Raw genomic sequence first — 7,580 nt, forward strand, 5'->3', positions numbered from 1 at the left:
CTGATACTTATCTTGGAGTTGATCTTAGTCATCCTTGCCGCGGAAAGCGGCACGGGTGCGTTCCTTTGTGATAGCTGCCACAGCCGTCAGCGGGATACCCGCCGGGCAGACGTCAGCGCACTCGCCGTACAGCGAGCAAGGACCGAAGGTTCCCTCGACCTCATCAACCATCTTGCGGGCGCGGAGACCGCGCTCCTCGCGACCCAGCGGAGACAGCGTCAGGTGTACCAGCTTTGCGCCGGTGAACAGGTGAGCCGCACCATTCGGGCACGCTGCAACACAGGCACCACAGCCGATGCAGGCTGCGTGATCCAGAGCCTTCTCAGCGTCAGAGTGGTTAACCATCAGGGAGTCAGCGTCCGGGGCAGTGCCGGCCATGACGGAGACGAAGCCACCCTTTTCCATCACGCGATCCAGTGCGGAGCGGTCGACGACCATGTCCTTGATCACCGGATATGCGGCAGAGCGCAGCGGCTCCAGCTTGATGGTGTCACCATCGTTGAAGGAGAGCAGGCGCTGCTGGCAAGCAGGCTTGTTCTTGTCCGGACCGTGGGGGCGGTCGTTGACCATCAGGCCACAGGTACCGCAGATGCCCTCGCGGCAATCCGAGGCGAAAGCGAAGGGCTCCTTGCCCGCCTCTACGTAGTTGTTGTTTACGTGGTCAAGCAGCTCCAGGATGGACATCTGCTCGGCAGCGTCATCAACGTCAACAGACTCGAAGTGGCCTTCGGCATTCGGGCCCGCCTGACGCCAGATTTCAAGATGCAGTTTCATTACTTGTAATTCCTTGTCATCAGCGGGATACGGTCGAAGTACAGGGGCTCGGAGTGGCGGATGAACTTGTTCTCGCCATTCGGCTCCCAAGCGGAAACGAAGCACCAATTGTCATCGTCACGCTCTGCCTCGCCGTCTTCGGACAGGTGGTCATCGCGGTAGTGGGCACCACAGGACTCGTCGCGGTCCAGTGCGTCCACGCACATTAGCTCGCCCAGATCCAGGTAGTCGGCAACGCGGGTTGCGTACTCGAGGGTCTGGTTCATCTCCTCGGTACCGCCCGGGATGTGCAGGTTAGCCCAGAAGTCCTTACGCAGGGCGCGGATCTTCTCGATACCGTCCTTCATGTCCTTCACGTTTCGGGACACACCACAGGAGAAGTACAGGATCTCGCCGAGCTGGCGGTGGTAGTACTCCGGACCGTGCGGGTTGTCACCCTTGATGGTGGTCAGACGCTCGATGCGATCCTTTGCACGCTGCAGAGCTTCCTGTGCGGCAGGGGAATCCGCAGCCGGGATCTCCTCGCCGAGGTGCGGTGCCAGGTAGTTCGGGATGGTGAACGGCAGAGTGAACCAGCCCTCCACGGAGGAGGACAGCAGGGAGTTAGCTCCCAGGCGGTTCGCACCGTGGTACATCCAGGAGGACTCACCAGAGCAGAACAGACCGTCGATGGACGTCATTTCGTTGAAGTCGGTCCACAGGCCGCCCATGGTGTAGTGGCAGGTCGGGGCAATGCGCATCGGGGTCTCGTAAGCGGACTCGCCGATGGCCTCTTCGTACATCTGGATCAGGTTGGAGTAACGCTCGCGGATCGTGTCCTTGCCCAGACGCTGGATAGCGTCACCCAGATCCAGGTACACGGAGTTCTTCATCGGGCCCACACCGTAGCCAGCGTTGATCTGCTGGGCGTTGGCACGGGAAGCGATGTCACGCGGAACCAGGTTGCCGAAGGCCGGGTAGCGGCGCTCCAGGAAGTAATCGCGCTCGTCTTCCGGAATGTCGTTCGGCTTGCGGTCGTCGCCCTTCTTCTTCGGGGTCCAGATGCGGCCGTCGTTACGCAGCGACTCGGACATCAGGATCGTCTTGGACTGCCAGGTGGAGTTCACCGGCAGGCCCGTCGGGTGGAACTGGACGAAGGACGGGGACGCCATGTAGGCACCCAGCTCGTAGGCGCGCATGATAGCCGAGGCGTTGGAGTTCTTGGCCAGAGTGGACATGTGGTACACGTTGCCGTAACCGCCAGTAGCCAGCACGGTTGCGTGTCCGGTGTGAGCCTTCAGCTCGCCGGTCAGCAGGTTGCGCATGATAACGCCCTCACAGCGGCCATCCTTGACGATCAGGTCAACGAGGTCGTTGTGGGTGAAGATCTCCACGTGGCCGGCACCGATCTGGCGGTACAGCGCAGAGGTGGTAGCCAGCTGCAGCTGCTGACCTGTTTGACCACGGGTGTAGTAGGTGCGGGAAACCTGCACACCACCGAAGGAACGGGTGGCCAGGGTGCCGCCGTACTCGCGGGAGAACGGAGCGCCCACGGCGTTCATATGGTCGATAACCTTCGGGGACTCCATGGCCAGACGCCAGCAATCGTTCTCGCGGCAACGGTAGTCACCGCCCTTGACGGTGTCCTTCGCGTGCAGGTAGGTGGAGTCGTTATCCAGCTTCTTACCACGGGAGGAATTCACACCGCCCTGCGCGGCGATGGAGTGCGCGCGACGCGGGGAGTCGTGGTAGGTAAACACCTTCACGTCGTAGCCCAGCTCGCCCAGTGCGGCAGCTGCAGCGCCACCGGCCAAGCCAGTGCCGACGATGAGAATGCGGAACTTGTTGCGGTTCAGCGGGGACACCATGCCGAAGTGTTCCTTGGCGTACTGCCACTGCTTATCCTGGCTGACCGCGTGCGGTGCGTTATCCTTCAGCACCTTGCCGACGGTCACACCCTCCACGACAGATTCCGGTGCGGTGAAAGCCGCTACGGCCTTGTCGTAGTCGAAGTCCGCGGTCTGATTGTGCGGGTGGTTAGTTACTTCGCTCATTTAACTCTCTTCTCCTTGAAATCAGACTCGCCGTTATTGTCCAACCGGGACGAACGAGGCCTGATCAACCAACCCAAACATCACAGCCAGCGGGATGGAGATGTTGCCGATCATCACGATCGCGGGCAGCAGGTAAGCGATCCACAGCATGACCTTGCGGGTGCGGTGGCCAGTGATGCCCAGGTCCGAGGTAGCAGTCCAGATGCCGTGGGACAGGTGCATAAACAGGATCAGCATCGCCAGGATGTAGAAGATAGCCACAGCCGGGCGATCGAAGGATGCAACCAGGTTCTGGAACGCGGCGTGTGCACCGTCAACCGGCCCCTGGAAGTCCTCAGAAGCGACCGGCTTCACGCCCATCGTCAGATCCAGGATGTGGAAGATAATGAACAGCAGCAGCACGATACCGGTAACGATCATGCTGCGTGCGGTGAACGTATTCCAGCTGCTGACCATTCCCTTGCGGCGGTAACGGCCACGGGACTGGTGTCCACGGCTGGTCAGTGCGAAAGCACACCAAACGTGCAGGATCAGGGAAACCAGCAGCACGATACGAGCAACCCACAGGAAGGACTCGTGCGGCAGCAGCGGGTAACCAAATTCACGCAGGAAGTCGGCGTAGGTATTGAAGGATTCGGCCCCCATGTAAACCTTCAGGTTTCCAACCATGTGAACCAGGACGAACAGCGCGAAGATGATGCCCGTGATGGCCATCGTCAGCTTCATCGCCCACGAAGGGAAGCCTGGCTTCTCGCGCAGGCTCGAAGTTCTCAGTTTTCCGTGAGCGATTGCCTCACGGTCGTCATATTTAACAGTCATGGCACCTCCAGTGTCATAGACACTGTAAATCTTGCGACCCCCCTCGGACTACTTGTGTACCTGCAGATTCACCCACTTACACCCCGTTATGGGGTATGACATTTTCGCAATATAAGCCTTGCAAAAATACGACTAACGGTACATCCGTACTGTTTAGTTCGTTATGAGAGGTGGTCATAGCGTTGCGTCACACTGGTCACACGACTTTCGTGCCACTCTTGACTATTTTTATTAATGACGCCACACTCCCACCCCTTAGGCCCCCACCCCACTAAACACGTAACTTAGAATACGGATCCACGGGGACGGTAGGCGTCAATAAATATATATTTTTATAAGTTTACCCGGTGGTCCGGAGTGCCGGTCGGGAAGTCACTATCGGCGCGATGTTCACTGAGCAACGTCTGCCCCTTAACAATGACGGGCTCATGACCGACAACAACTTCCTCACCCATGACCCAAATCGGACCAACCTTGTGGTCGCCTTCCTCAACTACCAGCTCCACTTCACCGGGGCGGACTTCTACACGCAGACGCTCGCCATGCAGGGTGATGTGGTAAGTCAAAGATTCCCACTCATCCGGCAGGCGCGGATCAATCATGTACTGCCCATAGAAATCACGGAAGCCGCCGAAACCATGGGTCAGCGCCGTCCACGCACCACCACACGAGGCGATATGTACACCGTCCGAGGCATTGTGGTGCAAGTCGCCCATATCGACGAATAGACCGCGGTAGAAAAACTCCTCTGCTTTTTCTTTGTAACCCAGCTCTGCAGCGATGATGGATTGCACGACCGCAGAAAGGGTGGAATCACCCGTGGTCAGAATGTCGTAGTAGTCGTAGTCCGCACGCTTAACCTCTGTGGAGAAACGCTGCCCCTGTAGGAATAGCGCCAGCACCACGTCGGCCTGCTTCAGAATCTGATAGCGGTAGATCGTCAACGGGTGATAGTGCAGCAACAGCGGCCGCTTTGGCCCCACCTCCGGATCATCGAGATCCCAAATGCGGCGATGCAGGAACTGATCGTCCTGGGGGTTAACCTGCAGCTCCTCGTTATAAGGGATGTACATGCAATCAGCGGCCTTGCGCCACAAATCCACCTCGGCAACCGTGATGTTCTTCAGGTGCTGTAGGTTGCGATATTCCTCCGGTCGCTCTTCCCTCATCTGGCGCACCACTGCCGCCGCAACTTCCAGGTTGTACTGAGCCATCACGTTTGTGTACAAGTTGTTGTTCACCACGGTGGTGTACTCGTCCGGTCCGGTCACGGAATGGATCTCGAACTTGTCCTGTTGGCTGTTGAAGAAGCCAATGGACATCCAGAAGCGAGCGGTTTCCACCAGCAGGCTGATCCCCTGCTGCAACAAAAATTCTGTATCGCCGGTGGCGTAGACGTATTTCATCAGGGAAAACGCAATGTCGGCATCGATGTGATACTGCGCGGTTCCCGCAGCGTAGTAGGCCGAGGACTCCTGGCCATTGATGGTTCGCCAGGGGAAAAGCGCGCCATCGTGCGAGAGCTCCAGCGCACGCTGTTTGGCCGCAGGCAGCATGTCATAGCGGAAGCGCAGGGCATTTCGAGCCAGGTTGGGGTTGGTGTAGCACAGGAACGGCATGACGTAGATTTCCGTATCCCAAAAGTAGTGTCCGCCGTAGCCGGAGCCGGTCATGCCCTTCGCCGGGATTCCGTTGGTTTCCGCGCGCGCAGAGGCCTGGATCAGTTGGAAGATATTCCAACGCACTGCCTGCTGCAGAGCAGGCTGCCCCTCAATGCGCACATCAGAGCGTTCCCAGAAGCGAGCAAGCCATTCGGCTTGGTTATCCATCAAGTTGCTAAAGCCCACCGATTTCGCACGGTTGATCGTACGCGCGCAGCGGAACGCGAGCTCCTGCGGGGCGACGTGGCGGGAAGAGTGATACGCCGTGTACTTCTCCAGGCGCATCTTCATGCCTTTCCTGCCGTTGAGGTGGTACGTTACGCGCGCAACGTCCTCTTCCACCTCCGTGGAAACCTCCACGCCGGTATCCATGCCCACGTCTGCATCATCTACAGGGTTATCGACTTCCAGAATGTGGTCCATGGACACGGTGACGGTCATTCCCGAGTGGTTGATCTGGTAACCCAACGTCGCGCGTTCCGGCTCTGTACTGGACTGGTACTTGGGGATGAAGACGCGATCCTGGAACTGCTCGCCCTTGCGCGGATCAAAGCCTTCTTCGCCCGCTACGCGGGCATTATTATCCGGGAACTCCCCCTGCCCATCCTCACGGTTCAGCAGCTGAGAGGAAATCACCACTGCGGCCGGTGCATCCAGCAGCTCGACTTCCAAGGACTGCAAAGCCAGGTGGCGCTCTTGGAAGCTCACCATGCGCTCGGAGGTCACGCGCACATGCTTGCCACCTGGAGTGCGCCAGACCAAGCTGCGGCGCAACACACCTTCGCGGAAGTCCAGGCTGCGGTTGTATTCCATAACCTCCGCGTTGCCCAGGCGCAGCGGCTCGTCATCGATATACAGGCGCATGGCTTTGGCATCCGGCACAGAAACGATGCTCTGGCCTGTGCGCGCCAGACCGTAGGCATCCTCGGCATGCTCGATATCCCAGGTCTCATGCACACCGTTGATGAAGGTGCCATGGGTCTTGGAATCGCGCCCTTCCTCCGGGTTTCCGCGCAATCCCAGGTAGCCATTGGATAGCGCAAAGAGGGTCTCGGCAACGCCTAAATCCATGAAGTTGGGGCGCGTCTCGATCAGCGCCCACTCGTCGACCGGGTTGTTATCCCGATCCACTGCCTCCAGCGGGTTCACAGCACTGTGCTTCATGTCTGCGCGGAATCCCTCCGCACGCAGGTCGCCGCCGTCGATAGGGCGCTTAAAGCCGGTCTCTGCGCCTTCGCGCCGAGTGGCAAGGTAATCCTTTAGACGCTGGTCAGCAGGGGTGCGCTTGGTCTTTCTTTGGGCGTTGATTCCCATGTTGTTCTGCGATTCTCCGAGTCGTTAATTAAAAATTCTTTGGTTAAAGCGTCTCTTTGGCGCGATCTATCCCAGCAGATCCGCTAGATCGTCAACCACGATATCCGCACCGTGGTCACGCAGCGCCTCTGCACCAGCTCCGCGATTCACGCCAATAACCAGCCCGAACTGTCCTGCTTTTCCGCTGGCCACACCACTGGTGGCATCCTCTACCACCACTGCATTCGAAGCGCTCACGCCGAGCTGCTGCGCACCGTACAGGTACGTGTCTGGTGCGGGCTTACCCGGTAGCTCTTTTTCTGACGCCACCACGCCATCTACTATCACTTCAAACCGATCGAGCAGCTCCGCTGCTTGCAGCACCGGACGCGCGTTCTTGGAGGAGGAAACAATAGCGATCTTTGGGGTCTTCTCCCCTGCTGTAGCGCGTTCCCGGATCGCATCGAGCAGCTGCACGGAGCCTTGGTAGGGCTGTACGCCTTCTTCCACCAGTTTCAGAAAGTCCTCGTTCTTCCGCGTACCCAAGCCGTGGATCGTATCCTCGTCCGCATTGTCTTCCGGGGTACCCGCCGGAAGCTCGATGTCTCGGCTGGCCAGAAGTGCGGCTACGCCCTCGTCGCGGCGGCGTCCATCCAAGTAGTCGAAGTAATCCTGTTCGGTATATGGCCGCGCGCCTTTGGATTCCAAGAACGCGGTGAACATCCGTGCCCACGCCTGGCGGTGGAGCTCGGCGGTGGGGGTGATCACGCCGTCGAGGTCGAAAAGTACGGCGTCAAAATCAAAAAGAGAGCGATCGGGTGAACTCCCAAAGGTGGTGACAGACAAGTCGGAGGCTCCTTCCGGGGCGCCTTGTTGTGCGTGCTTGTTGATGTCTATTTTTCGTGCGTCCACCAGTCTAGCCAGGGGATCGGACACCTGTCCGGGCAAGGAAAACCGCCGGGTGAGGCGGGCTCACACCGGCGGTTAGAGCCGTATCGCT

5 protein-coding genes are annotated in these 7,580 nt (G+C 58.9%); all 5 read right to left on the bottom strand.

What is annotated here, in order from left to right:
* Positions 1 to 24: 24 nt before the first annotated feature.
* The gene (locus ACWXWJ_RS06675; RefSeq protein ID WP_293790838.1) at positions 25 to 774 is read right to left on the bottom strand and encodes a succinate dehydrogenase/fumarate reductase iron-sulfur subunit; all 750 of its coding nucleotides are present in this window, start codon (positions 772 to 774) and stop codon (positions 25 to 27) included.
* Positions 774 to 2,807, bottom strand: a complete 2,034-nt coding sequence (locus tag ACWXWJ_RS06680; protein WP_473963916.1) for a fumarate reductase/succinate dehydrogenase flavoprotein subunit — start codon at positions 2,805 to 2,807, stop codon at positions 774 to 776. Before ACWXWJ_RS06680 ends, ACWXWJ_RS06675 begins: the two co-directional genes overlap by 1 nt.
* 33 nt (positions 2,808 to 2,840) lie before the next feature.
* On the bottom strand, positions 2,841 to 3,626 hold the full coding sequence (locus ACWXWJ_RS06685) for a succinate dehydrogenase cytochrome b subunit (RefSeq protein WP_293790840.1): 786 nt from the start codon (positions 3,624 to 3,626) through the stop codon (positions 2,841 to 2,843).
* 332 nt (positions 3,627 to 3,958) lie between these two features.
* The gene (locus tag ACWXWJ_RS06690; RefSeq protein WP_473963917.1) at positions 3,959 to 6,601 is read right to left on the bottom strand and encodes a glycoside hydrolase family 65 protein; all 2,643 of its coding nucleotides are present in this window, start codon (positions 6,599 to 6,601) and stop codon (positions 3,959 to 3,961) included.
* Between the two features lie 66 nt (positions 6,602 to 6,667).
* Positions 6,668 to 7,426, bottom strand: a complete 759-nt coding sequence (locus ACWXWJ_RS06695) for an HAD family hydrolase (protein ID WP_473963918.1) — start codon at positions 7,424 to 7,426, stop codon at positions 6,668 to 6,670.
* Positions 7,427 to 7,580: the final 154 nt, after the last annotated feature.

Source organism: Corynebacterium sp. p3-SID1761, assembly GCF_055862885.1.

Bases quoted from the DNA above. Each gene is read 5' to 3' on its own strand.
- ACWXWJ_RS06675 (WP_293790838.1), bottom strand. From the start codon at position 774: ATGAAACTGCATCTTGAAATCTGGCGTCAGGCGGGCCCGAATGCCGAA.
- ACWXWJ_RS06680 (WP_473963916.1), bottom strand. From the start codon at position 2,807: ATGAGCGAAGTAACTAACCACCCGCACAATCAGACCGCGGACTTCGAC.
- ACWXWJ_RS06685 (WP_293790840.1), bottom strand. From the start codon at position 3,626: ATGACTGTTAAATATGACGACCGTGAGGCAATCGCTCACGGAAAACTG.
- ACWXWJ_RS06690 (WP_473963917.1), bottom strand. From the start codon at position 6,601: ATGGGAATCAACGCCCAAAGAAAGACCAAGCGCACCCCTGCTGACCAG.